This is a genomic window from Methylobacterium sp. Leaf113 (genome assembly GCF_001423325.1).
Lineage (GTDB): Bacteria > Pseudomonadota > Alphaproteobacteria > Rhizobiales > Beijerinckiaceae > Methylobacterium.
Genome location: NZ_LMNJ01000001.1, coordinates 480,246 through 504,886 on the forward strand (window position 1 = coordinate 480,246; position 24,641 = coordinate 504,886).

Genomic DNA, 24,641 nt, shown 5'->3' on the forward strand with positions numbered 1-24,641 from the left:
CCTTGCTGGGTTGGTGCGGCTCCGGTCGGAGGGTGCCGCCACGCGAGCCCGAGGCATCGATCGAGGTGGGAGGCTGGACGAAGACCCGCTCGGTCTCGTTAGGGCTGCTTCCTTCCGGACCTGACCCGGTTGGCGAGTGAAACGTCCCTCGCCAACCTCCCAGGCGCTATATGGCCGGGCTGTGCGGCGGATGCAAGCCGGCGAAGACAGGAACCGATGGACGGCCTCCGGCCCGGATCGGCATGCCTGGAAATTGCCCGATCCGCGCGCGAGCCTTGATGGTCTTGGCCCACGATCCGAGCCGGAGTCCATCGATGACGCGACCATTCACCCACGCCCTGGCGCTGCTGCCCTGCCTGATGATCGCATCCGTCGCGTCGGCGGCGGAGAAAGCCCCGTGGGTCTGGGCGGGCAGCTACGTCTACGAGCATGACGGTAGCCGGACGGTGGGCGGCTCGCCGATCGTGGTCACCTATCGTCTCGACATCGCTCCGGCCCGGGGCAACCGCGACTGCGTGCTACGGATCGAAGGGTTCCAGACCAACGAGACCATCGTCTGCAAAGCCGCAGGCACGCTGGACAGCATAACGGTGTCCTTCCACACCTTCGGTGACGGCCGCATCGTCAACGCCTCCGGCACGCGTCTGTACGACGTCGGAACGAATCTGTTCGAGATACGCCGGGTCGGCGAGGCCGTTTCGACCCAGTGGCGGGCCCTGAATCCGAGCGGTGCCGGCTCGTCCGCACCGGCCGGCACCTCCTTCGCCCGCAAGGGCTGACGGCTCGCAGGGCGGGCCGGCTCGCCTGTCGGCTGCGGACTATTCGGCCTTGCGCTTCACGATCGCGAAGGTCTTCGGGTCGAGTTCCAGGTCGAACTGCTTGCCGTTCGCGTCGATGGCGTCATCCACCTCGATCTCGTCGTCCTCGACCTCGATCTTCTTCCACTTGGTGAAGCCTTCCTGCTTCAGCACGGCTTCGATCTTGGTCTGCTCGTCTGGAGTCGGCATCCGGTCTGCGAAGGCGGAACCAGTGAATGCGAGGCCGAGAGCGATGGCGGCGAGGCCGGTGATCTTGATCGACATGATGTCTCCTTACCGTTGGAGGAACTGTTCCTGACCCCTCCCGAACCGCCGAGCGAGGACGAGGTTCCTGCCGTCATCCTTGGAGTCGTGCGTCTTACGGTTGTGTGCGGGTGAACTGCCCCCTAGGGTCATCCGATCTTCCAGCCGGGGTCGGTCCAGCATGGTCACGCGCGTCGCCACCGTGGCCTTCGAGGGCATCGAGGCGCGAGCCGTCGATGTTCAGGTCCAGATCGCCCCGGGAATCGTCGCCTTCACGGTGGTGGGCCTCGCCGACAAGGCCGTGGCGGAGTCCCGCGAGCGGGTGCGCTCGGCGCTGATCGCCTCCGGCCTCGCGCTTCCGGCCAAGCGCATCACCGTCAATCTCGCCCCGGCCGATCTGCCCAAGGAGGGGTCGCATTACGACCTGCCGATCGCGCTGGCGGTGATGGGGGCGATCGGCGCCCTGCCGGCCGATGCGCTGGCGGGGTATTGCGTCCTCGGGGAACTCGCCCTCGACGGAACGATCACCGCCGTTTCGGGCGTCCTGCCCGCCGCGATGGCGGCCAACGCCCTCGGCCTCGGGCTGATCTGCCCGGCCGCGACCGGACCGGAGGCGGCCTGGGCGGGCGGTGACCTCGACGTGCTGGCGCCGCGCTCGCTGATCCAGCTTGCCAATCACTTCAAAGGTACCCAGGTCATGGCCCGGCCCGAACCGGCGATCGCCGCGCCGGGCGCCGCCCTTCCGGACCTGCGGGACATCAAGGGCCAAGAGGGCGCCAAGCGCGCGCTCGAGATCGCGGCGGCCGGCGGGCACAATCTTTTGATGAACGGGCCGCCCGGGGCCGGAAAGTCGATGCTGGCCGCGCGCCTGCCCTCGATCCTGCCGCCGCTGGCACCGCGCGAACTTCTCGAAGTCTCGATGATCCAGTCGGTGGCGGGCGAACTGAAGGACGGCGCTCTTTCGAGCCGGCGCCCGTTTCGCCAGCCGCACCATTCCGCCTCGATGGCGGCCCTGGTCGGCGGCGGCATCAATGCCCGCCCGGGCGAGGCATCGCTGGCCCATGGCGGCGTGCTGTTCCTCGACGAGTTGCCCGAGTTCACGCCGCAGGTGCTCGATTCGCTGCGCCAACCGATGGAGACCGGCACGATCATGATCGCGCGGGCCAATCATCGCGTGACCTATCCGGCCCGCTTCCAGCTCATCGCCGCGATGAACCCGTGCCGGTGCGGTCAGGCGCTGGAGCCGGGCTATGCCTGTCGCAAGGGGCCGAATGCGCGCTGCATCGCACAGTATGGTGCCCGCATCTCGGGGCCGCTCCTCGATCGCATCGACCTGCGCATCGAGGTCGGCGCGGTCACGGCCGCGGACCTGATCCTGCCGCCGCCCCCGGAGGGGTCCGCCGAGATGGCGGCGCGGGTTGCGGTCGCCCGCGCGTTGCAGACCCGGCGCTACGCCGCACACGAGGCTGCTGGATCGTTCACCAATGCAACCTGTCCGCCCCCGGTGATCGAGGAGGTCGCGGCCCCCGATGCCGAGGGCGCCGCGCTGATCCGCTCGGCCGCCGAGACCATGCGGCTGTCGGCGCGCGGCTTCCACCGCACGCTGCGGGTCGCCCGAACCTTGGCCGACCTCGACGGCGAGGCTCGCGTGCGCCGCATCCACTTGGCCGAGGCCCTGTCCTATCGCGGACGCTCGGATCAGCCAGCGGCGGCTTGATTTGGTACGTGAAGGGCCTGCGTTCCCGGGCGCCGCAGGTGGTGGCGGGCCAGTGACAGGCCGAGGCCGGACAGGGTCAGAAGATCGCAGGTGAGGCCGAAGACCGAGCCGACGAGAAGGTTGTGCCCGGCCCAGCACAGACTGGCGCCGACGAAGAACCGCCGCATCGCCTGTAGATCGCCCTGAAGCCGGGCCGCGGTTGCCAGCAGGGTGCCGAGCCCGGCGCAGGCCGAGGGCCAGCCGTTCCAGGTGATCACCGTCAGGCTTGCGGCCATCAGGGTGGTGGCCGCGAAGAGCGGGGCAACCCAGGCCGCTCGGCCGGTCGGTCGGATGGCCTGCACCGAGACAAGGTTTTGCAGGAGGGCGATGCCGCACATCGCCGTGCCGGTCAGAGCACCGAGATGCAGATAGTGAAGGCCGAAGCAGGCTGCACAGGCCGCGGAGGCGAGGAGCATTCCATGCCGATGGGGCATGATTCCGGCGATGAAGCCGAGGAGGAGACCGAGGGTCCCGAACAGGTCGAGGTGAAGTTTCGCGGCATCCCAGAGGCTCTGGGCGAGGACGGTGACGGCCATGGTTTGCGCTCGAACGGCGCAGGAGCGCGCCGCATTCGCCGCTGGCGCTAGGTCGTCATGGTAACCGGTTCGTTAACGAAGGACGCACCCCGTCGCGCCTGTCGTTCAGGCGCAACAGGGGCAGACCGGGTGGTGCCCCGCCTTACTCCGCGGCCTGCCGCGCGGCGTAGCCGAGACGGCCGTTCAGTTCCTCGATCAGCTTCACGGCAGCGTCGGCGATCACGGTGCCGGGCGGGAAGATCGCCGAGGCGCCGGCGGCGTAGAGCGCATCGTAATCGCCGGGCGGGATGACGCCGCCGATGACGATCATCACGTCGCCGCGGCCCTGCTCGGTCAGCGCCGCCTTCAGTTCCGGCACCAGGGTCAGATGGCCGGCAGCCAACGACGACACGCCGACGATATGGACGTCGTTCTCCACGGCCTGACGGGCCGCCTCGGCCGGGGTCGCGAACAGCGGCCCGATATCCACGTCGAAGCCGAGATCGGCGAAGGCGGAGGCGATGACCTTCTGTCCGCGATCGTGCCCGTCCTGCCCCATCTTGGCGACGAGAATGCGCGGACGACGTCCGTCGTTCTCCTCGAAGGCCTCAACGAGCTTGCGAACGGTCTCGACCACTGGCGACATGCCACCCACCTCCCGCTTGTAGACGCCCGAGATCGAGCGGATCTCGGCCCGGTGACGGCCCCAGGCCTTCTCCAGCGCATCCGAGATCTCGCCCACGGTCGCCTTCGCGCGCGCCGCACTGACCGCGAGTTCGAGCAGGTTGCCCTGGCCCTGCGCGGCGGCCGTGAGGGCGGCCAGCGCCGCGTCGACGTCGGCTTGGCTGCGCTCGGCGCGCAGGCGCTTCAGCTTGTCGATCTGCAGGGTGCGGACGTTGCCGTTGTCGACCCGCATCAGCTCGATGGCCCGGTCGTCGTCGGGCTTGTACTTGTTGACGCCCACGATGGTCTGGCGACCGGAATCGATCCGCGCCTGGGCGCGCGCAGCCGCCTCCTCGATACGCAGCTTCGGGATGCCGGCCTCGATGGCCTTGGCCATGCCGCCGAGTTCGTCGACCTCGCGCAGATGCTCCCAGGCGCGGGCGACGATGTCCTGCGTCAGCTTCTCGACGTAGTAGGAGCCGCCCCACGGGTCGACGATGCGGGTGGTGCCGCTCTCCTGCTGCAGGAAAAGCTGGGTGTTGCGGGCGATGCGGGCGGAGAAGTCGGTTGGCAGGGCCAGCGCCTCGTCGAGCGCGTTGGTGTGGAGGGACTGGGTGCCGCCCTGCGTCGCCGCCATCGCCTCGATGCAGGTGCGGGTCACGTTGTTGAACACGTCCTGCGCCGTGAGCGACCAGCCCGAGGTCTGGCTGTGGGTCCGCAAGGGGAGCGACTTGTCGCTCTTCGGCTCGAACTCCTTCACGAGCTTGGCCCAGATCAGGCGCGCGGCCCGCATCTTGGCGATCTCCATGAAGAAATTCGTCGAGATCGCCCAGAAGAACGACAGGCGCGGGGCGAACTGATCGATGGTCAGGCCGGCCGCCAAGCCCGCCTTGATGTACTCAACGCCGTCAGCCAGCGTGTAGGCGAGTTCGAGATCGTTCGTCGCGCCCGCTTCCTGCATGTGGTAGCCGGAAATCGAGATCGAGTTGAACTTCGGCATATGCTTCGACGTATAGGCGAAGATGTCGCCGATGATCCGCATCGAACCCGCCGGCGGGTAGATGTAGGTGTTGCGGACCATGAACTCCTTGAGGATGTCGTTCTGGATCGTGCCGGCGAGCTTCTCGGGCGGCACGCCCTGCTCCTCGGCCGCGACGATGTAGAGGGCGAGGATCGGCAGCACCGCGCCGTTCATCGTCATCGACACGGTCATCTCGTCGAGGGGGATGCCGGAGAACAGCGTCCGCATGTCGTAGATCGAGTCGATGGCCACGCCCGCCATGCCGACATCGCCCGAGACGCGCGGGTGGTCGGAATCGTAGCCCCGGTGGGTGGCGAGGTCGAAGGCCACCGACAGGCCCTTCTGCCCGGCGGCGAGGTTGCGCCGGTAGAAGGCGTTCGAGTCCTCGGCCGTGGAGAAACCCGCGTACTGACGAATGGTCCAGGGCTGGGACACGTACATGGTCGGATAGGGGCCGCGCAGGTAAGGGGCCACACCCGGATAGGTATTCAGGAACTCGATGCCCTCGCGGTCCTCGGGGCCGTAGACGCCCTTCACCGGGATGCCCTCGGGCGTCATCCAGGGCTCGCCCGTGGGCGGCACCGGGGCCGGAACAGCATCGGCCGCGTAGGAAACGGTCGCGAAGTCGGGGATGCGAGACGTCATGGGCTCTGGCTCGTGCGGCGGCGGCGTGCCTGCATTATAGGTGCGCGCCCGGTCTGGGCTACTCCTAACCGGAGTTCGGCCCAATGGGGCCGGCAAAACCGTCACTTTCGCGCGGGAACCGGACAAATCTTTTCGGCTCCGACGCAAATCCTTTTTTGCGCCGAGTCTATTCGGCGGCCATCCGGGAAGGCGCGAGGCCCTGGACCTCGGCGGCCACTGCCGCCACGACGCACCGCAGGTGCCAGATCAGATCCGAAAACCCCGGCGTGATCGCCAGGGTCGCCTCGTTCATGTAGAGGCCGCGATTGATCTCGATCTGGAGGGCGTGGCGCTCGACGTTCGGTTCGCCGTAATGCTCGGTGATGAAGCCGCCCGCGTAGGGCTTGTTGCGCAGGACGCGGAAGCCTCGCGCACGCAGGTGGTGCTCGAAGGCCTCGATCAGGATCGGTGCGCAGGCTGTGCCGAAGCGGTCGCCCAGGATGATGTCGGCCCGCGCCGCCTCGTCGCGCCCGAGGCTCGACGACGGCATCGAGTGGCAATCGATCAGGATGGCGTGCCCGAACTGCCGTGCCGTGCGCTGGATCAGCCCGCGCAAGGTCCGGTGATAGGGTTTGTACAGGGTCTCGATTCGTTCGACCGCGACATCCACGGGCAGACGCCCACGATAGATCTCCTGACCGTCGGCCACGAGCCGCGGAATCGTCCCGAGGCCGCCTGCCACCCGCATGGAGCGGGTGTTGGCGAAGGCTGGCAGGCGTCCGTCGAACATGCGCGGGTCGAGTTCGTAGGGCTCCCGATTCACGTCGAGGAAGGCGCGTGGAAAGTGCGCGCGCATCAGCGGCGCTCCGAGATCGACCACCGGGGCGAACAGGCGATCCACATGCGCGTCCTCGGACCGCCGCAGGGCGAGGCTGTCGAGACGGGAGGCGGCGAGGAAGGCGGCCGGGTAAACCGCGCCGGAATGGGGCGTGTTGAAGACGAACGGAAGGGTATGCGCCGCCGGTTCGTCCACGGTGAAAGGTGGATCGAAGGCCGTCACGCGGGACGCGTCTGAGGTCTGGGAGGGCTCGGTCATCGCGGCGCGGGCGCCTCGGTGCGGACGGGACAACGCATGGCGTCACTTTGCGTTTTGCCGGCTGGCCTGTCCAGCGCGGAGCGGACCCCGAGCCGACCGTTCGGGTGCCGTTGGACACCCGCGCCGGACGGCTTGGCAACGTTCTGTTTACCAAGCCGGTGCTTTGTGGAAAGAACACACCGAATCAAGAGTACGGGACGCCGCTCGATGAAGATTCTCCTGGCGGAAGACGACAACGATATGCGCCGCTTCCTGGCTAAGGCGTTGCAGAACGCCGGCTACGACGTGCTGTCGTTCGACAACGGGCTGTCGGCCTATAACCGCCTGCGCGAGGAGCCGTTCGAGCTTCTCCTCACCGATATCGTGATGCCCGAGATGGACGGGATCGAGCTGGCGCGGCGCGCCACCGAACTCGACCCGGACATCAAGGTGATGTTCATCACGGGCTTCGCGGCCGTGGCCCTGAACCCGGATTCCAAGGCTCCGAAGGACGCCAAGGTCCTGTCGAAGCCGTTCCACCTGCGCGATCTCGTCAACGAGGTCGAGAAGCTGCTGGCTGCCTGAGTGTCATCGCCGACCATCCCTGAGAATCCAGGCAGTAGGAAGAGCCATCACGCTCGCCTATATGCTGGTGGGATTGGATGGGGCGTTTCGACGATGAAGCCGGTCACGATCTACACAACTGCGTGGTGCCCGTACTGCTCGGCGGCGAAAAGCCTGCTGCGCGACAAGGGCATCGCCTTCACCGAGATCGACGTCGAGAAGACGTCCGGGTCGCGCGCAACCATGGTCCAGCGCGCGGGCGGCCGCACCAGCGTGCCGCAGATCTTCGTCGGCGACACCCATGTGGGGGGATGCGACGACCTCTACGCTCTCAACGGCGCCGGGAAGCTCGATCCGCTGGTGGCCGCATGAGCGACGCGCCCGTCTTCACCGCCGCCTGCGTGCAGATGCGCTCGGGCCGCGATCCCCTCGCCAACCGCGATGCCGCGGTGGCGCTGGTGCGGGAGGCTGCCGATGCGGGGGCGCATTATGTGCAGACGCCGGAGATGACCTCCCTGGTCGAGCGCAGCAAAACCAGCCTGTTCGAGAAGGTCACCGCTCAGGACGACGACCCGACCTTGGCCGCCCTGCGCGAGGTGGCCCACGAGCGTGGGATCGTCATCCAGATCGGATCGCTGGCGATCCGCAACGGCGACAAGGTCGCCAACCGAGCCTTCCTGATCGACGCCGAGGGGGCGATCACCGCCTCCTACGACAAGCTGCATCTCTACGACGTCGATCTGCCCAACGGTGAGCGCTGGCGTGAATCCGCCACCTATACGGGCGGCGCCTGTGCGGTCGTGGCCGACACGCCCTGGGCACCGATCGGCCTGGCCATCTGCTACGACATCCGCTTTCCGGCGCTCTACCGGGCGCTGGCCGAGGCGGGGGCCACCATTCTGACCGCGCCGGCCTGCTTCACCCAGCAGACGGGGGAGGCGCATTGGCATGTGCTGCACCGGGCGCGCGCCATCGAGACCGGCTCGTTCATGATCTCGGCGGCCCAGGGGGGGCACCACGAAGATGGGCGCGACACCTACGGCCATTCCCTGATCGTCGATCCATGGGGCAAGGTGCTGGCCGATTCAGATGGGGCCGAGCCCGGCGTGATCCTGGCCGAGATCGACCTGTCCCGCGTCACCGACGCCCGTGCCCGCATTCCGGCGCTCCAGCACGCCCGTCCCTTCACGGTCGAGCGGGTGGGGCTGTCCTCCTGATCGCGTCACGCGCCACTGGCCAAAAACCGTAAGCCCGATGATCCGCTACACGCTCGTCTGCGAGGCCGACCACAGCTTCGAGAGCTGGTTTCCGTCGAGCGATTCGTTCGACGCCCAGGTCGCGCGGGGCTTGGTGTCCTGTCCGGTCTGCGGATCGGCACGGGTCGGCAAGAGCATGATGGCCCCCTCCGTCGCCCGGACGGATCGCGGGGGACGGACCGTTCCGTCCTCCGCCGAGGTCGCGGTCGCGCCGGCCGAGACCTTGCCGTCCGTGGTGCCCCAGACAGCGCCCCAATTGGCGATGACCGAACCGGAGCAGCGCCTGCGCGCGATGATGCAAGCCCTACGCGAGCAGGCGACCCGAAACGCCGACGATGTTGGTCGTCGCTTCCCCGAGGAGGCCCGACGCCAACATTATGGTGAGGCGGAGACCCGTGCGATCTACGGCGAGGCCAGTCTGGACGAGGCCCGCTCCCTCCTCGACGAGGGCATCGCGGTTCTCCCCCTCCCGCCGGGATCCGACGACCGGCACTGAGGCCTCAGCGCTTCAGCGCTTCAGCGCGGCCGTTCCGGACACCGAGGCGAGCGCGAAGGCGATCAGGGCATTCCAGCCTGCGAGCGAGATGCCGAACAGGCGCCAGGCCGCCGTCGAGCAATCGGCCACCCGCGTGCTCTGCAGGGCATTGAGGAAATCACCGACTGCGGCCGGATTGGCGCCGGCACCACCCCCGCAATCGGTGGGGCCGGCCCACAGGTTCCACTCCGCGCCCGCATGATACACGCTGAGGCCCGCCCCATAGAGCAACCCGAGAGCTGCCAACCCGAGCACGAGGCGCGCTCCCCAGGCCGGCAGGAACAGTCCGAGAAGCGCGAGAGGGATGGCCGCGTAATAGGGAATCCGCTCCGTCAGGCACAGCTTGCACGGCACGTAGCCGAGCCACCACTGGAAGTACCAGGCGCCGGCCAGGGTCAGCACCGACCCGACGAGAACCAACAGGGCGGCGCGGCGCAAGCGCAGGAGCGAGGTGTCGTCCATGTCTACAGAAGCACCTTGAACATCACGAATCCGAGGATGATCACCGCGATCGCGATCGCCGCCACCACGTTGAGGTGCCGGTCGAGCACCCCCCGGATCTGAACGCCGTAGCGGCCCAGAAGTCCCGCCAGGATGAAGAATCGGGCGCCGCGCGTCAGGAGCGACAGGATCACGAACCAGAACAGATCGTAATGGGCGAAGCCTGACGTGATGGTCACGAGCTTGAACGGGATCGGCGTCAGGCCCTTCAGCAGGATCACCCAGTGCCCGTACTCGGCATAGGAGGCCTGGAAGGTCGCCGCCTTGTCGGCGAGGCCATAGACCCGGAACACCCATTGTCCGACCGAGTCGAACAGCAGGGCGCCGATGGCGTATCCGACGAGACCGCCGACCACGGAGGCGAGGGTGGTGATCAGGGCGTAGAACCAGACGCGGTCGGGCCGGCTCACCGCCATCGGCACCAGCATCACATCGGGCGGAACCGGAAAGAACGAGCTTTCGGCGAAGGCTACGGCTCCAAGGGCGTAGGGTGCCGAAGGCTTGCCCGCGAGCGCGAGGATCCACTCGTAGAGGCGACGGATCATGAGGGGTCCGGAAAGGCTGGAGGTGGCGGGCGGCGTCCTTTGATCACACGGCGCCGCCGCTGGCGAGCGCGCGCGCACCGCATTCGCAACAAACTAGAACCGCCCTCGGCCAGAGGGCCGCTCTTGACCCGCGTGAGGACCCCGGAGTCTCGGTTGACAGGATGCGGCGCGCGCGGCAGGACATTCGCTGCGTGCCCGCGTGGTGGAATGGTAGACGCGTCCGACTCAAAATCGGAAGCCGAGAGGCGTGGGGGTTCGAGTCCCTCCGCGGGCACCAGTACCACTCGAGTGGTATGAGTTAGAGGTTCTCTGACAGACGCGTCCGACGCTTGCGAGGATCGCATCAGCGGGTTTGGTCCAGACGAAGGGCTTTGGATCGGCGTTGGTTTGGTCGATGTAGGCGTGGATCGCAGCTTCGAGATCGCCTGAGACGGCCGCCTCGATCTGATCGAGGAAGTCGCGGAACTCGATCGAACGATGCCGGCCTGTGCAGTGGCCGATCACCGTCCCGACCTGGACGTCGAGGGCGGCGAACAGGTCGGTCGTACCCTGGCGACGATAATCGTGAGTTCGGCGCTCCGGCTGGCCGGGCCGCATCGGCAGCACGGGGGCCGTGCCCGTCAGCGCTTGGATCTGCGGCTTCTCGTCGACGCACAGCACCAAAGCACGATGCGGCGGAGCCATGTAGAGGCCGACCACGTCCCGGACCTTGTCGACGAAGGCGGGATCGGTCGAAAGCTTGAAGGTGTCGGTCTTGTGCGGCTGCAGCCCGAAGGCACGCCAGACCCGCGAGACCATGCTCTGGCTCATGCCGACCCGCCGGGCCATGGCGCGGGTCGACCAGTGGGTGGCATTCTCTGGCTGGCTCTCCAGCGTGAGGGTGACCATCCCTTCGATGGCCGCGTCCGTGACGACACGTGGCGCGCCGGGGCGGGGCAGGTCGACGAGGCCGTCGAGGCGATGGGTGAGGAAACGGGCGCGCCACGTTGTGACGCTCATCCGGCTGACGCCGAGGTCACGGGCAGCGCCACTTGTTGGTCGATCCTGGCTCAGCGCAGGCCAGCACGATCCGCGCGCGCTGAGCCAAGGCTTGGCCGACATTGCGACGGGACAAGCCCCGCCCAGCGCGTGCGCTCGTCCTCAGTCAGATGGAGAGGAGCAGGTTTTGGACCACGGGCCATGGGTCACCTCCGTGCGGATATCCCCGACAGATAGGTGCAAGCTCAAAATCTGAAACCGAACTTCTAACTCAGACCACTAAGCTGCCTTTATTGCAGCCAGTAGTTCTTCCGCGACGCGGTTTGCCTCAGGTAGATAGCGCAGTGTCAGAAATCCGTCCTTTCCATCCAAGACCCTGAGGGCTGGTGGGTAGTGATACGTAGCCGTGTTGCCAGCCAAGCTGTCAATTATGGTGTAATTCGAATTTATCTTTTCTGTCACGTTAAGGCAGGTGATCCGGCGCGGCGGACAGAAAATACTGGCATGCAGAAAAGATCCGGCTGAACCCAAAATTTGGTCTCGCGACGACATTAAACGTACTTGATCGGCAAAGCTGAGCGTTTCCGGGTAGATAATTTCGACCCCATGATCCTTCATGACTGTCTCGATTTCCAGCTCGTTGGTAATCAATCCAACGGCCGAGGAAAGCCGAGTCTTCGAATAGTAAATTGGCCGATCGGTTCGCTCGAAGTTTTCCGCAGAGCGTATCCGGTCGCCAATCCCCTGGCACAAGTCTGCGAAAGCGCGGTAACCTGCGTGCTGTTCTTCTAGGCTCGTCGCCGGAACAACAACGGTCCGCAGTCGCGTCGGCTTCTCAAATTTTACGAAGTCGTGAGGAGAAAGACCCAGTAAGCCAAAGGCTGTCGCTACGAATGGAATGCTGAACCAGTTCTCCGGTGTGCCGGGCGCATGGCACAAGATCTTGGTGTTCGGCGACCGGATTTTCGGCATAGCCCAGAATCGGGGCAGAGTATTAACTAAGAAATGACCAAAATGCGGATTGATACGTCCGCCATAAATATAGGTGTCGTCCGGAGCTAGGCTCTCGATTCCCGTCGCGATCGGTAACACTGCAAGAGATTGGTCGGGTGGATGGTGGATGCCCTCGCGGAAGTCAACCGCCAGATCGATCAGACGCCCATCTCTTCCATAGAGGCCCCAAGGTCGGTTTCCCGCATAGGGAATGTAACGGCAATCATGCACCACTTCGATTGCAGGGGCAGGGTCGCGGATTTCCGCTGACCCCCAGAGCATGGTGCAAAGATCAAGCAACTTCATCAGTCAGTAATTCGCGCGTTGCGTATCATCGCCGATCATTTTCATGAATTTGTTGATCATCGGCGCACGTTCAAGCACGAGAACGCTATCGTAGGCAGTCATCGCAACTGTTTGTCTTGTAAAATATGATGGCGCCACTGTACCATCCCTAACGTGGTCGGCATTGAGGTCGTCAATCAATCCTTTAAAACGCTCGACCATTGAGCGCGGATCACCTCGGCCTCCGCCATAATCGGACCAGTATGCCGTATGCATGTCCTCGATCATGTAGACGCCATTCGCAGCGATCCTTTTGTAGAGGAAATCGAAGCTCTTGGTGACGTGCTCCATATGATGACTTCCGTCATCGAGCACCGCGTCGAAGGTGCCAAACTCGTCAAGGAGCGATTGGAGAAATTGCGGATCGGACTGGTCGCCAATCCGCACGGCGATCTGCTCATCCGCGTATTGTCTGCACACTTCGTTGATATCGATCGTGACGATGCGTGCAAGAGGACCCAGCCAACTCTTCCACATCTGCGCTGAGCCGCCATTGCCTGCGCCAATCTCCAGAAAGGTCACAGGATGACCGACATAACGCCCGAAATGACGCTCGTAGGCGAAGAAATAATGTCCCGATTTGTGAATAGGGCGGCCGGTGTTTGAAAGGAAGATTTGGTACAGCGACATATCGCCATCGGCCTCGAAGTGTGCAAACTGATGCTTGTAACTGCATTTATCACCTTAGAGGGCGTATTGCAAAAACTTCATACGCGTCTTTGTAAATATAAATAAAAATATATAGCCGTGACGTATCTGCTTGGCGATTTGAGAATGATTTTATCCCAGACCAATGGCGTGAAATGTCGCGGTGGTTAGTGAGTGTCGGTTGACGATCATAATATATATTGATGATAGAAAACTCTCCTCGCCGACTTTAGTTGCCGTCGCCGGAATACCGCGAGCTGATCTGATCGACTCATCGAAGCTGTTTACAGTCTAAATTCATTGCGTGATTCGCAGCTCGCGTCGTCAGCCATGCCGCGCCCTCACAACACCGGATCGTAAACCGGCCCACCCACCGTCGCGTCTGGGGTCGCCAGCCACTTTGAGGCGAGCACGGCCAGGACGATCACGCCGAGGAAGATCGCGAAAATCGCCGGATTGTAGATCACCAGGGCGACGAAGCAGACCGCCGCCATCGCCAGCGCGAAGGCGGGCGCGGCGGGATAGAGCGGGGCGCGGTAGGGGCGGGCGAGGTCCGGTTCGGCCCGGCGGAGGCGGAACAGGCTCGCCATGCTCATCCCGTACATCACCAGGGCGCCGAACACCGCCATGGTGACGATGCTGGCGGTGAGCGACTGGCCCGCGATGGTTACCAGGTTGTCGCTGTAGATGGCCGCAATGCCGACCACGCCCCCCGCGAGGGTGGCGATGTGGGGCGTGCGGAAGCGCGGGTGCACCCGGGCGAGGCCGCGGGGCAGGAAGCCCGCGCGGGCCAGGGCGAAGATCTGCCGCGAGTAGCCCATGATGATGCCGTGGAACGAGGCGACGAGGCCGAACAGGCCGAGCCAGACCAGCATGTGGAGCCAGCCGCTCGATTCGCCGACCACCGTCTTCATCGCTTGGGGCAGGGGGTCGTTGAGATTGCTCAAAGCCCGCCAGTCGCCCGAGCCGCCAGCGAAGATCATCACACCGAAGGCCAGGGCCGTCAGGGTCAGCACACCGGTGATGTAGGCGATCGGGATGGTCCGCTTCGGGTCCTTGGCCTCCTCGGCCGCCATCGCCACCCCCTCGATGGCGAGAAAGAACCAGATCGCGAACGGGATCGCGGCGAACAGGCCGCCGATCGCCGGCAGGCCGAAGGTGTCGGTGCCGGCCCAGCCGTGGGCGGCGAAGTTCGACCACGAGAAGGCCGGGGCGACGACGCCCATGAAGACCAGGAGTTCGGCCACCGCCAGGATCGTGACGAACAGCTCGAAGGTCGCGGCGATCTGCACGCCGACGATGTTGAGGGTCATGAAGATCAGGTAGGCGCCGAGCGCCGCGTGCTTGGGGTCGAGGCCGGGGAACTGCACGTTGAGATAGGCGCCGATGGCGAGCGCGATGGCGGGGGGCGCGAAGACGAACTCGATCAGCGTCGCGTAGCCGGCGATGCAGCCACCGACCGGGCCGAAGGCGCGCCGGCTGTAGGCGAAGGGGCCGCCGGCCTGCGGGATCGCGGTGGTGAGTTCGGTGAAGCTGAAGATGAAGGCGACGTACATCGCCGCAACCGCGATCGTGGTGATGAGGAAGCCGAGGGTTCCGGCGGAAGCCCAGCCGTAGCTCCAGCCGAAATACTCGCCCGAGATCACGAGTCCGACGGCGATGCCCCAGAGATGGAAGGCGTTGAGGCCCTTATGGAGCCCGCTGGTTTCGGTCTGCATCGCCCTGGCCCCTTTTGTCCGCCCGGTGCGGACCGCGGAGCCTAAGCAAGAGCGCTGCCGCCGTGCCGGCAGGGCGATGCAGCTGGAGCGGGCACCGTCAGGCTGCGCTGGCCCGGGGCCACAGGCGACGCCAGGGGCTGCGTGTCGCGGCACCGGTGTTCGGCGGTGCGATCTCCATGGTGGTCCGCGAGTCCCTCGTTGTTCGGAGGTCCCTCGTTGTTTGGAGGTCCATCGTCGTCCGGATGTTCATGGCATTGCCGCGCCAGAGAACCGCGCCGCGTAGCCAGGCGCTGGTCCACACGAACGGGATCAGGGCATCGCGGATGATGAAGCCCAGGAGGAGACCGGGGCCCCGGACCCACTTCGCCCGGGCGGCCAGCGCCATTTCGGCCGCATACCAGAGCCCGGTCAGCGCGAGCAGGCTTCCGGCGAGCGCCGGGGAGGGGGCGGCCGCGAGGGCGATGCCGAAGGGCAGGAGCGGGCCGCAGCCGATCTCGGGCGCGAAGAACAGCGGGAAGGTGACCCGGCGCAGGCGCGCCCATCGCAACTGCCGCGACCAGATCTCCGCCAGGGTGCGGCGCCCGAGGGGCTGGTCGAACGGAGCGGCCACGAGATGGACGCGCGCCCCGGCCGCGCGCACGAGCTTGGTCGCCGCCGCATCCTCGGCGATCTCGGCCGCCAGGGCGCGGATGCCGCCGCGTGCCTCCAGGAAGGGCTTGTGCCAAAGCATGCTCTTGCCCTGGGCGAAGCCGAGGCCGAGGGCCTCGCCGGTATATTGCCAGCGCGCCTGGAGGGTGTTCAGGAAGGCGCATTCCACCGTGGCGAACAGGCCCTCGGGCCGCGCTCCGATCGGCGTCGAACAGACGAGGCCGGTGTTCGGACGCCAGGCCGCCTGCAATTGCTGCAGGTAGTCCGGCGGCATCGCCACGTTCGAATCGGCGAGCACGACCCAGTCGTGGCGGGCCGCCTCCCAGCCGCGCACGCAGTTGTTGAGCTTCGGATTGTCGCTGATGCGCTCGTCGCCGACGATCAGGCGGGACCGGACCTGCGGATGCGCCGCCATCAGCCGACGCACCAGCGGCACGATGGGATCGGCTTCATCGGCGACGCAGAAGATCAGCTCGTAGGACGGATGCACCAGCCGAAAGCCGCGGGTCAGCAATTCCTCGCTGAAGGTCTCCACGCCGCAGACCGGCCGGACCAGCGACACCGGCGCGCCCTGGGGGAACACCGAGGCACCGTTGCGCCGCCCGATTCGGACGGCCGCCACCGCGATCCCGACCAGGTTGATCAGCGTCAGGGCGGCGCAGAACGCCAGAGCGACCGCAGCGCTCGGCTCCGACAAGTCCCGCATCGCCTGATCCCACATCCGCGACATCTCCCGTTGGTCAGACCCGAAACGCGACCGATCGCGGGATGGACATCGCGCCGCGTCCCCGACCGTCCCAGCGCCCCTAACAGCCGCGATGCTTCAGTCGTATGACAACCCGGGGGAACGGAGGGGGCGGGCGTGGCGAGACCGGCGCATGTGGCGATCGTGGGAGCCGGGATGGCGGGGGCGAGCGCGGCGCGCCGCCTGATCGAGGCCGGCCTCGCCGTCACCCTGTTCGACAAGGGCCGTCAGGTCGGCGGCCGCATGGCGAACCGGCGCGATCGCGACACCGGGCTCCGCTTCGATCACGGCGCCCAGGTTCTGCGGGCACATGGCTCCGCCTTCGGGGCGCGGCTCGCCGCCTGGGCGGGGCGCGGCCTCGTGGCGCCCTGGGATGGTCCCGACCGTTTCACGGCCGTGCCCGACATGACCGCGCCGGTGCGCGATCTCCTCGGCGGTCTCGAGGTTCATGTCGGCCGCACCGTCACGGGCCTGTCCCGCGTGTCGAGCGGCTGGACCCTGGCTCTGGCCGAGGGTCTCGAACCGCGGGTGTTCGAGGCCGTCGTGCTCACGCTGCCAGGGCCTCAGGCGTCGCGCCTCCTCGCCGCGAGCGGATTCGTGCTGCCGACGATCGAGCGGGCGACCTACGCACCCTGCTGGTCGCTGATGCTGACCTGCGCGCAGGACCTTCCCTTCGCGGGCGACGTCCTGCGACCCGCGGGAGGACCGGTCGCGGCCATCTTTCGCGAGGGCACGAAGCCCGGCCGGCCGAGCGGGAAGCCCGCCTTCACCGTCCATGCCACGCCCGACTGGTCGAGGACCCACCTGGAGGACGCGCCCGAGGCGGCGGCGGCACGGCTGATCTCGGCCCTGTCCGTCCTCTTCGGAGTGCCGGTCGCCGGACAGGGGCGCGGCCATCGCTGGCGCTACGCCCTCGTCGAGGAAACCTGCGGCGAACCCTGCCTCTACGACCCGCGCGAGCGCCTGGGCTATGCCGGTGACGGCTGCCTCGGGCCGCGCGTCGAGGCCGCCTACGACAGCGGCCTGGCCCTGGCCGACCGCCTTGTCGCCGAACTGGCGTGAGACGCGTGTCGTGAGGTCTGCCACATGACCCTGCCCATCGTCTTCCACCCGGCCTACGAGGCGACCCTGCCGGAGGGGCATCGCTTCCCGATGCGCAAATACGGGCGCCTGGCCGAACTGCTGGTGGAGCAGGGCCTTGCGCCGCATGGTTTCGTCCGGCCGGAGCCGGCCGGGGCCGCGCTTCTCGCCGCCGCTCACGATCGCGCCTACGTCGAGGCCGTGCTCGCCCTCGACGTGTCCCGCGAAATCGAGCGCAGCATCGGCCTTCCGGTCGGCGCCTCGGTGGTCGACCGCTCCTGCGCGTCCGTCGGCGGCACCCTCCTGGCCGCCCGCCTCGCCCTGGCGCACGGGATCGCCGGAAGCACGGCCGGCGGCAGTCATCATGCCCGACGCGAGACCGGGGCCGGTTTCTGCATCTTCAACGACGTGGCGGTCGCCGCCCGCACCCTGCATGCCGAGGGCACCATCGCCCGCGCCCTGGTGATCGATTGCGATGTCCACCAGGGCGACGGCACCGCCGATTGCCTCAGCGGCACCCCCGATCTCTTCACCCTCTCGATCCACGCCGAGAAGAACTACCCGACCCGCAAGATCGCCGGCGACCGGGACGTCGGCCTGCCCGACGGCGTCGACGATGCCGGATACCGCGCGGTGCTGGAGGCCCATGTCGGACCGCTCCTCGATGCGATCCGCCCCGACCTCGTGTTCTACAATGCCGGCGTCGACCCCCACCGCGACGACCGCCTCGGGCGCCTCGACCTGACCGATGCCGGCCTCCTGGCGCGCGACCGGTACGTGGTGGGAGCCGTCCGCCGCCGCGGCATCCCGTTGGTCGGGGTGATCGGCGGCGGCTATTCCACGGACATCGACGCCCTGGCGGCCCGCCACGCCCTGGTCTTCGCCGCCATGGCCGAGCAGGCAGCCTGACGCCGCGACGCGCGACGTGCCGGCGCAAGGCCGAGCGGCGGGAGCGGTTCCTTGCCTAAGGCTCTGACAGCGCCACCTGCCGTGCGACGATCCGGTTGATCGTCCGGCCGAGCTGCTCGGCCGAATAGGGTTTCTGCAGAAGCTCGAAGCCGTGCGCGTCCTCCTGGGCGAGGATGTGGCTGTATCCCGAGGCGAGCAGCACCGGCAGATCCGGCCGGCGGCGCCGTAACTCGTGCGCCAGGGCCACGCCGCCCATGCCGGGCATGACCACGTCCGACACGACGATGTCGAAGGGTGTGGTTTCACGCTCCACATCCGCCAGGGCACTCTCGGCGTCGGTGTGCCAGGTCGGCAGATAGCCGAAATCCTCCAGGATCTGACGGGCGATACGGCCCACCTCCAGGTTGTCCTCCACGAGAAGGACGCGCAGGCCGTCCCCCGACACGGTGGGATGCTCGATCACGCCGGCGGCCGTGGGCGGGACCTGATCGGGCTCGATTTCCGGCAGGTAGAGCGTGAAGGTCGTTCCCACCCCGACCGTACTGATGACCGCAATGTCGCCGCCCGACTGCTTGGCGAAGCCGAAGACCTGCGACAGCCCGAGCCCGGTGCCCTTGCCCACGCCCTTGGTGGTGAAGAACGGTTCGAAGATCCGGTCGAGATGATCCGCCGGGATCCCGATGCCGGTGTCGCTGAGCGAGATCGCGGCGAACCGGTCCGCTTTGCCGCCCTGGTCGCGCAGGGGTGACATGGGCGCCCGGCATTCCAGGCGGATGGTCAGGGTGCCCCGCTCTTCCATCGCGTCCCGGGCATTGACCGCCATATTGATCAGCGCGGTCTCGAACTGGCTGAGATCCGCGCGGATGTGGCAGGTCTCCTCGGGCAGCGCCGTGACGACCTGGATACAGGCGCCCGTCACCGTTTCCAGAAGGTCGGCGATGACGATGAGGCGCGCCCGAACGTCGAACACCTCGGGCTTCAAGGCCTGGCGCCGGGCGAAGGCGAGCAGCTGGCCGGTGAGCTTGGCGGCCCGGTCCACGGTCTCGGAGACGGCATCGAGGTAGCGGCTCTTGCGCACCTCCGGCAGATCCGGCCGACGCAGGAAGTCGACCGAGGAGCGGATGATGGTGAGGAGATTGTTGAAGTCGTGCGCGACGCCCCCGGTGAGCTGGCCCACCGCCTCCATCTTCTGCGCCTGCCGCAAGGCCTCGTGGGTCTGTTCCAGCTCGGCCGTGCGTCCCGCCACGCGCTCCTCGAGGGTGGCGTTCAACTCGCGCAGGGCCGCCTCGGCCTCCGCCTGCGCGTAGGCCGACCAGGTCCGGGCCGCGACCTCCATGGTCAGCCCGACCTCCGCGTCGGTCCAGATGCGCGGCGCGTCGGAATGCACGAAGAACACGCCGCCGAGGGACAGGCCGCCGGATTCCAGGCTTCGCATCATCGGAGCCACGATCAGCGCCCGCGTTCCGATGCTGTCCCAGGTGGCCTGGAACGCCGGCTCGGCGGTCCGCGGGTCCGTCCGACAATCGGTGACGACCAGGGTTTGCCCCTGGCGCAACTCGACCACCAGCGCGGGGCCGAAGGCATCGAGCACCCGGACCACGCCGGCGAGCGAGGGCATGCGCCCGTCGCACCAGTCGCGCTCGACCGAGATGACCTCGCCCTCGTTCTGAAGATGGCCGTAACCGACCCGGCCGACACCCAGATGCGCGCCGAGGCTGGCCGAGGCCATCATCTTGATGTCCAGCGGCCTCGCCGCCGTGCGCAAGCGGTCGGCTAGCGCGATCTGGAAGCGCAGGTGGCCCTCGGCGGATTTGCGCGCCGTGATGTCGATGGCCGTCCCGAGGGCCCGAACGCAGCGCCCGGTCTCGTCGAACACGCCCCGGCCCTTCGCGGCCACCCAGCGCACCAGCCGATCGTCGCGCCCGATGGTGCGGTACTCGGCGTCATAGGTCGTGCGCAGGGCCGGGTCGATGGCGGAGGCGAAGGCCGCTCGGGTCGCCGCCAGATCCTCGGGGTGCAGGGTGGCGTAGAAGTCGTCGAGGGTCACCGACGCGCCGGAGGGAAAGCCGAACATCGCCTTGGTACGGTCCGACCAGACCAGCGTACCGCCGACCGGATCGAGGTCCCAGGTGCCGATCTCGGCCGCCTCGGTGGCCAGCCGCAACTGCTCCTCGCGCCGTCGCAGGCGCGTCTCGGCCTGCTTGCGGTCGTGGATGTCCTCGACCACGCCGTACCAGCACAGGATTTCGCCGCCCTCGGTCCGGCGCGGAAAGGCGCGGGCCCGCATCCAGCGGTGCTCGCCCGACGCGAGGCGGATGCGGTAATCGACATCCACCGGGTCTCCAGAGGCGATGCAGGCACCGAACACGGCGATGGTCCGCGGCAGGTCCTCGGGATGCACCGCCCGGGTCCAGCCGTCGCCCAGGGGCTCGCCGGGGGCCTGTCCCGTCAGGGTCAGCCAGCGGGTCGCGTAGGACGTGATGTTTCCGGCAGCATCGCAGGTCCAGGGCACCTGCGGGTTCAACTCGACTGCGTGGCGATAATGGTCTTCGCTCTCGCGCAGGGCGGCCTCGCCAAGCACGCGGTCGGTCGTCTCCGCGGTGACGCAGAGCAATCCGTTGATCGCCCCGGCATCGTCGTAGACGGGGGAGTAGGTGAACGACCACCAGCTTTCCTCGGCCCGTCCTGCGCGGGCGAGATCGAGCTTCATGTCGGTCAAGGTGCGGGGCTCGCCCGCGAGGGTGGCCTCCACCAGCGGACCGATATCGTCCCAGATGCTGCCCCAGACCTCGCGGAACGGACGGCCGAGCGCGTGCGACAGGCGATAGCCGAGGATCGGCCGATAGGAGTCGTTGTAGAAGCAGAGCAGGTCGGGTCCCCAGGCGAGGAACATCGGCCGGGGACAGGCGAGCATGAGCGCCAGCGTATTGCGCAAGGACGCCGGCCAGGTCTCCGGCGGTCCGAATCTCGTCCCCGACCAGTCGTGTGCGCGGATTTCGGCACCCGTGACGCCGCCGGCATCGAGAAACGCCAGGGAGACGGTCACGCGCCACAAATCCCGGATCGGTCGCAGCCGTTGGGCATCTCGGATCTTCGGGCGATCGGATCGGGCGGTCCGGCTGGCATGATCAAGGCATAGCTGCGTTGATCCGGGTCGTACAGCGCTTCTCCGGGTCTCGGCAGAACGGATTTCGCGGAGACGAAATCATTCCGGGCCTTCGGAACAGCGTCGCGTAGATTCGGGGGAGGTCGCGCGGCGCTGCGAAAGTATCGATCATGGTGAAGGCTTGGCCCTTATCCTTGCCATCATTCTTGCCCTGCCTGCTCCGCGGCATGCCATCGGCCGGCTTCGTCTGATTCAATACGGAAGGACCGTCAGCGGCGTCTCTCGCTCATCGATGTACGCAAGCGGACGCTCGCAAAGCTGAGACGCTCAGGGCCGCGCCTCGATCTTCGGCAGGCTCTTGGCGGTGCGCTCCATGGCGTCGAACAGTTTCTCCAGTTCCGCCCCCTCCAGGCAGTGGAAGCCGAGCGTGCGAGAGAGGAGGAGGCCGAGGGTGGCGAAGGTCAGCATCGCCCCGGCGCCCGGGCAGCAGGCCACGTCCTCCATCTGGGCCAGGCGGTCCCGCAGGAAGGCGTTGAAGCCCGCGAAGGCCTCCGGGTTCTCGGCAGAAGCCAGCAGGAGCGCCCGGGGAAATCCATCCTCGTCGGCATAGATCTGTCGCGCATGGGCGATCAGGGCCAGGGGGAGGGCGGCCGGTCCCGGCCCCTGTTCGGCCTCGTGGGCCGTCACGCTCTCACGGATTTCGCGCAGCTTGCGCTCCGCCAGCGCCGAGATCAGCGCATCCTTCGAGGCGTAGTGATGCAGGACGCCGCCCTTGCTCAGAGAGGCTTCCGCCGCCACCGCATCGATCGTCAGGGTGCGGGTGCCCATGCGCCGGATCAGACGCTCGGCGGCATCCAGGATCACCAGCGGTCGGTCTTCGCGGCGGGTGCGCGCCTTCATCATCGATCATCCGGCAGAGGTGCCAAGGTTTCGCGATGATACCAAATCAAAGCCGCACATGGCAGAAAGATCGAATACTTCAACGAGATACCGGGGCGTTACGAAAACCAGGAGCCGATCCGCTCTTGCAAGAAACCGTCTGGACGGTCGGTATGATAGACGATATGGATGAGGCGAGGTAGGGGCTTTCTGGGTTCGAGGACGCAATGGTGGGTTGGCAGACCGTTTGGCCGCGCTGGCGCGGAGGCCTGGGCCTCGGCCTTGCGATCGCAGCTGCCGCGATGTCGCCCGTGCTCGGCGCTGAGGCCGCCACCGAGGCGTCGTCCGCAGGCGCCTCGACGAACGCCGCCCCGGCCATGGCCCTCGTGCGAACGACCATCGCCCGCTCGTCCACCATCGCCTCGGACCTGATCTTCACCGGCGACATCCAGGCCCAGTCGCAGGTCAATGTCGCCTTCCGCACCAACGGCAAGATCGCCAAGCGCCTCGTGGAGGTCGGCGACCACGTCACCGCCGATCGGGTCCTGGCCAAGCTCGATCCCCAGGAGCAGCGGGCCAACCTCAACAACGCCCAGGCTGCGCTCACCTCGGCCGATGCGCTGCTGACCCAGGCCAAGCTGAATTTCAAGCGCCAGGAGCAGCTCCTGGCCAGCGGCTACACCACCCGCCCGAGCTACGACGATGCGGAGCAGCAGCTGCGCACGACCCAGGCCTCGGTCGATTCGGCCCGGGCCGCCCTCGGCACCGCCGAGGAGCAATACTCCTACACGGACCTGAAGGCCGGCGTGGACGGCATCGTCCTCAGTCGCACCTTCGAGGTGGGCCAGGTGGTCCAGGCGGGCCAGACCGTCCTGGTGATGGCGCAGGACGGGCCGCGCGACGCCGTCTTCAACGTGTTCGAAGCGGTGCTCGCCGCGCCGCCGGCGAGCAAGACCGTGGAGGTGACGCTGCAGGCCGACCCGCGCGTCAAGGCGGTCGGTCGCGTGCGCGAGATCTCGCCCAGCGTCGATGCCGCTTCCGGCACGGTGCGGATCAAGGTCGGTATCGAGGAGACGCCCAAGGCCATGAGCCTCGGGGCCGTCGTGATCGGCACCGGCAAGTTCCAGCCGCGCCCGGCGATCGTCCTGCCTTGGTCGGCGCTCTATCGCTGGCAGAACAGCCCGGCGGTCTGGGTGCGCGATCCCCAGACCGGGACCGTCCGGCCGAGGCCCGTCGTGATCGAGCGCTACGGCCCCAACACCATCGCGCTCAAGGAGGGCGTCACGCCCGGCGAGGAGGTCGTCATCGCGGGGATCCAGCTTCTCCGGCCAGGCCAGACCGTCGCCGTTTCGAAGACCCTCGAGGCGACGCGATGACCCGCCCGCTCTGGAGCGCGTTCGCGCTCGTCGCTCTCCTCGGCGCCTGCCACGCCGCCGAGGAGCCGGCAGGGCCCCCACCCGTGCGGCCGGTGCTGTACCGGGTGGTCAAGCCCGTCGACGCCCAGGTCTTCGGACCCTTCGCGGGAGTCGTGGCGCCGCGCTACCAGTCCGAGATCGGCTTCCAGATCGCCGGCCGGATGATCGCCCGCGACGTCACCGTGGGCGACATCGTGCACAAGGGCCAGCGCATCGCCGCCCTCGATCCGGTCGTCCCGCGCTTCGCCCTGACCCGGGCCGAAGCGGACCTCGCCGATGCCAAGGCGCAGGCGGAGAACGCCAACGCGACGGAGATCCGCCGCCGCCGCCTGCTCGCCGGCGGCAACGTCACCCAGGCCCAGCTCGATACCGCCGTGGCGAGCCGGGACACCGCCCAGGCGCGACTGGCCCAGGCCGAGGCCAACCTGCAGAAGGCGCGCGACCAGATCGGCTACACCGAACTGCACGCGGATTTCGATGGCGTCGTCACGGTCCGCAGCGCAGAGGTCGGCCAGGTTCTCAGCGCGGGTCAGGCGGTGGCGACCCTGGCTCGCCCGGAAGAGCGCGAGGCCGTGGTCGATATCCCGGAGGAACTGGTCGGCACCATGCCGGCGGACGCGCAATTCACCGTGTCCCTGCAGAGCGCTCCCGATGTGACGGCGACCGCCCGCGTGCGCGAGATCGCACCCTTCGCCGACCAGACCACGCGCACGCGGCGCATCCGCATGACGCTGATCGATCCATCCCCGGCCTTCCGTCTCGGCTCGACCCTCACGGTGATGCTGGCACGAGCCGAGCCGCCGCACGTGGACCTGCCCGCCACGGTGGTGCTGACCGAGGGTGGCCGCGATGCGGTCTGGGTCGTCGCCCCGGACGGAAAGAGCGTCCTCAAGCGCTCCGTCACCGTCACGCGCCGGGACGGCGAGCGCGTCAGCATCGGCGAGGGCCTCGGGGCCGGAGACCGCGTGGTGCTGGCCGGCGTCCATTCGCTGAAGGAGGGGCAGGCCGTGCGCCTGTCCGACCAGGCGCCCTGATCGGGTCTCGACCGCCATCCGTCATCA

Annotated in this window: 22 protein-coding genes, 1 tRNA gene, 1 other RNA gene and 1 pseudogene; 11 read left to right on the forward strand and 14 right to left on the reverse strand. The window is 67.3% G+C overall.

What is annotated here, in order from left to right:
• Positions 1–64: 64 nt before the first annotated feature.
• Positions 65–161: signal recognition particle sRNA small type (ffs, locus tag ASF60_RS23370), an RNA gene on the reverse strand.
• A gap of 153 nt (positions 162–314) precedes the next feature.
• Between ffs and ASF60_RS02240 the strand changes: the two genes are divergently transcribed.
• Positions 315–779: a DUF5991 domain-containing protein gene (locus ASF60_RS02240; protein WP_056179562.1), complete on the forward strand. Its 465-nt coding sequence runs from the start codon at positions 315–317 to the stop codon at positions 777–779.
• A 39-nt stretch (positions 780–818) separates the two neighbouring features.
• Here ASF60_RS02240 and ASF60_RS02245 read toward each other — a convergent pair whose 3' ends face one another.
• Positions 819–1,082: a PepSY domain-containing protein gene (locus ASF60_RS02245; protein WP_156633762.1), complete on the reverse strand. Its 264-nt coding sequence runs from the start codon at positions 1,080–1,082 to the stop codon at positions 819–821.
• Positions 1,083–1,242: 160 nt separating this feature from the next.
• Between ASF60_RS02245 and ASF60_RS02250 the strand changes: the two genes are divergently transcribed.
• A complete protein-coding gene (locus ASF60_RS02250) occupies positions 1,243–2,778 on the forward strand; it encodes a YifB family Mg chelatase-like AAA ATPase (RefSeq protein ID WP_056179565.1) in 1,536 nt (511 codons plus the stop codon).
• On the opposite strand, the gene ASF60_RS02255 is transcribed toward ASF60_RS02250, so the two are convergent.
• The 3 genes from ASF60_RS02255 to ASF60_RS02265 all read right to left on the reverse strand — a co-directional run bounded on the left by ASF60_RS02255 (position 2,760) and on the right by ASF60_RS02265 (position 6,736).
• Positions 2,760–3,353 carry a YgjV family protein gene (locus ASF60_RS02255; RefSeq protein WP_056179569.1) on the reverse strand — a complete coding sequence of 198 codons (594 nt, stop codon included), beginning with the start codon at positions 3,351–3,353 and terminating at the stop codon, positions 2,760–2,762. The genes ASF60_RS02250 and ASF60_RS02255 overlap by 19 nt on opposite strands.
• Positions 3,354–3,495: 142 nt before the next feature.
• Entirely contained in the window at positions 3,496–5,661 is a 2,166-nt protein-coding gene (gene scpA, locus ASF60_RS02260; protein WP_056179572.1) for a methylmalonyl-CoA mutase, read from the reverse strand.
• A 166-nt stretch (positions 5,662–5,827) separates the two neighbouring features.
• Positions 5,828–6,736 carry an N-formylglutamate amidohydrolase gene (locus ASF60_RS02265; protein WP_056179575.1) on the reverse strand — a complete coding sequence of 303 codons (909 nt, stop codon included), beginning with the start codon at positions 6,734–6,736 and terminating at the stop codon, positions 5,828–5,830.
• Between the two features lie 207 nt (positions 6,737–6,943).
• On the opposite strand from ASF60_RS02265, the gene cpdR reads away from it, so the two are divergent.
• From cpdR to ASF60_RS02285, 4 genes are all read left to right on the forward strand, one after another.
• Positions 6,944–7,300 carry a cell cycle two-component system response regulator CpdR gene (cpdR, locus tag ASF60_RS02270; RefSeq protein ID WP_003603128.1) on the forward strand — a complete coding sequence of 119 codons (357 nt, stop codon included), beginning with the start codon at positions 6,944–6,946 and terminating at the stop codon, positions 7,298–7,300.
• A gap of 93 nt (positions 7,301–7,393) precedes the next feature.
• A complete protein-coding gene (grxC, locus tag ASF60_RS02275; protein WP_056179577.1) occupies positions 7,394–7,651 on the forward strand; it encodes a glutaredoxin 3 in 258 nt (85 codons plus the stop codon).
• Positions 7,648–8,496, forward strand: a complete 849-nt coding sequence (locus ASF60_RS02280; protein WP_056179580.1) for a carbon-nitrogen hydrolase family protein — start codon at positions 7,648–7,650, stop codon at positions 8,494–8,496. The genes grxC and ASF60_RS02280 overlap by 4 nt, the downstream gene beginning before the upstream one ends.
• A 37-nt stretch (positions 8,497–8,533) precedes the next feature.
• Positions 8,534–9,031 (forward strand): DUF1178 family protein, encoded by a 498-nt coding sequence (locus tag ASF60_RS02285; RefSeq protein WP_056179583.1) that lies wholly within the window; start codon positions 8,534–8,536, stop codon positions 9,029–9,031.
• A 12-nt stretch (positions 9,032–9,043) separates the two neighbouring features.
• Here ASF60_RS02285 and ASF60_RS02290 read toward each other — a convergent pair whose 3' ends face one another.
• Both ASF60_RS02290 and ASF60_RS02295 read right to left on the reverse strand, forming a co-directional pair.
• The gene (locus tag ASF60_RS02290; RefSeq protein ID WP_056179586.1) at positions 9,044–9,532 is read right to left on the reverse strand and encodes a disulfide bond formation protein B; all 489 of its coding nucleotides are present in this window, start codon (positions 9,530–9,532) and stop codon (positions 9,044–9,046) included.
• A 2-nt stretch (positions 9,533–9,534) separates the two neighbouring features.
• Positions 9,535–10,116 carry a YqaA family protein gene (locus ASF60_RS02295; RefSeq protein ID WP_056179590.1) on the reverse strand — a complete coding sequence of 194 codons (582 nt, stop codon included), beginning with the start codon at positions 10,114–10,116 and terminating at the stop codon, positions 9,535–9,537.
• Positions 10,117–10,309: 193 nt separating this feature from the next.
• Between ASF60_RS02295 and ASF60_RS02300 the strand changes: the two genes are divergently transcribed.
• Positions 10,310–10,393: transfer RNA gene (locus tag ASF60_RS02300), tRNA-Leu, on the forward strand.
• Positions 10,394–10,404: 11 nt separating this feature from the next.
• On the opposite strand, the pseudogene ASF60_RS02305 reads toward ASF60_RS02300, so the two are convergent.
• The 5 genes and pseudogenes from ASF60_RS02305 to ASF60_RS02320 all read right to left on the reverse strand — a co-directional run.
• Positions 10,405–11,297, reverse strand: a pseudogene (locus ASF60_RS02305) (IS630 family transposase); the annotation flags it as partial.
• Positions 11,298–11,373: 76 nt separating this feature from the next.
• The gene (locus ASF60_RS23375) at positions 11,374–12,393 is read right to left on the reverse strand and encodes a glycosyltransferase family 61 protein (RefSeq protein ID WP_082507688.1); all 1,020 of its coding nucleotides are present in this window, start codon (positions 12,391–12,393) and stop codon (positions 11,374–11,376) included.
• Between the two features lie 3 nt (positions 12,394–12,396).
• On the reverse strand, positions 12,397–13,062 hold the full coding sequence (locus ASF60_RS02310) for a class I SAM-dependent methyltransferase (protein ID WP_056179592.1): 666 nt from the start codon (positions 13,060–13,062) through the stop codon (positions 12,397–12,399).
• Positions 13,063–13,421: 359 nt separating this feature from the next.
• The gene (eat, locus tag ASF60_RS02315; protein ID WP_056179595.1) at positions 13,422–14,798 is read right to left on the reverse strand and encodes an ethanolamine permease; all 1,377 of its coding nucleotides are present in this window, start codon (positions 14,796–14,798) and stop codon (positions 13,422–13,424) included.
• A gap of 97 nt (positions 14,799–14,895) precedes the next feature.
• On the reverse strand, positions 14,896–16,152 hold the full coding sequence (locus tag ASF60_RS02320; RefSeq protein ID WP_082503970.1) for a ceramide glucosyltransferase: 1,257 nt from the start codon (positions 16,150–16,152) through the stop codon (positions 14,896–14,898).
• A 156-nt stretch (positions 16,153–16,308) separates the two neighbouring features.
• Here ASF60_RS02320 and ASF60_RS02325 point away from each other — a divergent pair, with 156 nt between their 5' ends.
• The gene (locus ASF60_RS02325) at positions 16,309–17,253 is read left to right on the forward strand and encodes an NAD(P)/FAD-dependent oxidoreductase (RefSeq protein WP_244478293.1); all 945 of its coding nucleotides are present in this window, start codon (positions 16,309–16,311) and stop codon (positions 17,251–17,253) included.
• Positions 17,254–17,277: 24 nt separating this feature from the next.
• Entirely contained in the window at positions 17,278–18,180 is a 903-nt protein-coding gene (locus ASF60_RS02330) for a histone deacetylase family protein (protein WP_056179598.1), read from the forward strand.
• A gap of 55 nt (positions 18,181–18,235) precedes the next feature.
• Here ASF60_RS02330 and ASF60_RS25420 read toward each other — a convergent pair whose 3' ends face one another.
• On the reverse strand, positions 18,236–21,073 hold the full coding sequence (locus tag ASF60_RS25420; RefSeq protein ID WP_443136721.1) for a PAS domain-containing protein: 2,838 nt from the start codon (positions 21,071–21,073) through the stop codon (positions 18,236–18,238).
• Between the two features lie 540 nt (positions 21,074–21,613).
• Positions 21,614–22,189 (reverse strand): TetR/AcrR family transcriptional regulator, encoded by a 576-nt coding sequence (locus ASF60_RS02340; RefSeq protein ID WP_056179604.1) that lies wholly within the window; start codon positions 22,187–22,189, stop codon positions 21,614–21,616.
• A gap of 203 nt (positions 22,190–22,392) precedes the next feature.
• Here ASF60_RS02340 and ASF60_RS02345 point away from each other — a divergent pair, with 203 nt between their 5' ends.
• Together ASF60_RS02345 and ASF60_RS02350 are read left to right on the forward strand one after the other, a co-directional pair.
• Positions 22,393–23,541: an efflux RND transporter periplasmic adaptor subunit gene (locus ASF60_RS02345; RefSeq protein WP_244478294.1), complete on the forward strand. Its 1,149-nt coding sequence runs from the start codon at positions 22,393–22,395 to the stop codon at positions 23,539–23,541.
• Positions 23,538–24,614: an efflux RND transporter periplasmic adaptor subunit gene (locus tag ASF60_RS02350; protein WP_056179607.1), complete on the forward strand. Its 1,077-nt coding sequence runs from the start codon at positions 23,538–23,540 to the stop codon at positions 24,612–24,614. Before ASF60_RS02345 ends, ASF60_RS02350 begins: the two co-directional genes overlap by 4 nt.
• Positions 24,615–24,641 lie beyond the last annotated feature (27 nt).